We start from the raw sequence: 1825 nt of genomic DNA, 5'->3' as shown, positions 1-1825 counted from the left end.
CGCTCGGCCCTGCGGGCACGCGCGCGCCCGCCGCCACCTCGACGCACACATCACACGGCCCTTGTGCGACGAACACCCACATCACATTTCTGCAACTGTTCAGAAGGTTCCCCGCTGTTAGCCCAGCGCCCTGCTTGGCTGGGCCAGCACGGCGAACTCCCTTGGTGCAGTCCCTCGTTCACTGTCGCCCCGGCCCGCCGCTGGGCCGCGATTAAGGAACTCCATGCGATCACGCGCATTCTCCGTCCCCCTTGCCACGGCCGCACTGATCGGTGGCGTGACACTTGGCGCAACACCGGCCCAGGCGGCAGGGGAAGACTGCCCGTCCGATTTCGTGTGCCTCTACGAAGACACTGGTTACAACGGTCTCAGGCACGACTTCCGGGGCAGGCTGGGCGCCATCCAGTTGAACGCGGTCCTGAACGGGATGGCGAACGACCGGACGTCCTCCATCGTCAACAACACCAACCTGGTCGAGCGCTTCTACCAGAACTACGACCAGGGCGGGAAATACATCAAGCTGTACCCCGGATGGGCCGCAGCCGACCTGCGGAGGGTGACGATCTACAACGCAGACGGCTCCTACTTCGGCGTAAACACCTTCAACGATCGCATCTCCTCGTTCAACGGGTCGTACAACTAGGGCCCGTGTGATGCCGTAATCAACTGCTGGGTTCTGGCCTGTTCGAGGCGTGGAATCCGGTACGACTGTGGTCGTGACGCGTAGGCAACTCACTCATGCCCAGTGGAAGTTCATCGAGCGTATCTGCCGATCGGTAGGTACGGGCCGTATCCGGAGCGGTTGCGGGAGCAGTTCGAGGGTGTGATCTGGCGGTTCCGCTCCAGTGGGCAGTGGCGGGAGAAGCCTGCCGAGTTCGGGCCCTGGGCCACCGTCTACGGACGCTTCCGCGTCTGGCGGGACGCCGGTGTGTTCACGGCCCTGCTGGAGGGCCTGATCGCCGAGGGTGCCCGGGCGGGAAGAACGGACTTGTCGCTGGTCAGCGTGGACTCCACCACGGTCCGCGCCCACCACGACGCCGCGGGGATGCGGGTCAGCAAGCACCTCATGAAGGCCCTGGAAGAAGCCGGGCAGGAGCAGGAGACAGCCCGGCAAAAGGGGGCGGCGCGGAGGAACAGAACGGACAGGACGAACGCCGGCGCATCCGGCGAAAACACAAGATCCGCCTGACCGAAGCCCTGCTCGGCCGGTCCCGGGGCGGCCTCACCAGCAAGATTCACCTCGCCGCGGACCGCCAGTGCCGTCCGCTCACGCTGGTCCTGACCGCCGGGCAGGCCGGGGATAGCCCGCAGTTCATCCCCGTGCTCGCGAAGGTGAGAATCCGCCTGCCGGTCGGCCGTCCCCGCACGACGCCCGGCGCGGTCGCTGCGGACAAGGCGTACTCGTCCCGCGGTAACCGCGCCTACCTGCGTAAACGCGGGATCAAGGCCGTCATCCCAGAAAAGAAGGACCAGGCCGCCAACCGCAAGAAGAAGGGCACGCAAGGCGGCCGGCCCATCAGCCACGACGCCGACCTCTACAAGGAACGCAACACCGTCGAACGCCTGATCAACAAGCTCAAAGCCTGGCGAGGCATCGCCACCCGCTACGACAAAACCCCGGACAGCTACCTCGCCGGCCTCCACCTCCGCGCCGCCATGATCTGGATCGACGACCTCCTCAAAACCGCCGACTGATCACGACATCACACACGCCCTAGTCCCGTACTTCGCGGGTCGCTGATTCGTATGGTGTGACCGGTCCGGGAGTGTCCCGGACCGGTCGTGTGGCGTTGGTCCGGATGTGTCGATGACTTCCCGGTCCCCG

The 1825-nt window shown here is 65.6% G+C and carries 1 protein-coding gene and 1 pseudogene; both read left to right on the top strand.

All coding sequences use genetic code 11. From position 1 onward, the window contains the following. Positions 1 to 223: 223 nt before the first annotated feature. Complete coding sequence (locus ACEPPI_RS40415) at positions 224 to 643, top strand: peptidase inhibitor family I36 protein (protein ID WP_359950158.1); 420 nt, start codon at positions 224 to 226, stop codon at positions 641 to 643. Positions 644 to 716: 73 nt separating this feature from the next. Next, positions 717 to 1695, top strand: a pseudogene (locus tag ACEPPI_RS40410) (IS5 family transposase). Positions 1696 to 1825 lie beyond the last annotated feature (130 nt).

It is taken from the genome of Streptomyces sp. AB3(2024) (genome assembly GCF_041862025.1).
GTDB lineage: Bacteria > Actinomycetota > Actinomycetes > Streptomycetales > Streptomycetaceae > Streptomyces.
This window is presented reverse-complemented; position numbering and strand designations above follow the sequence as displayed.

What these genes read in the sequence shown, in the direction of transcription:
- ACEPPI_RS40415 (WP_359950158.1), top strand. Translation starts at nt 224, where the DNA reads ATGCGATCACGCGCATTCTCCGTCCCCCTTGCCACGGCCGCACTGATC.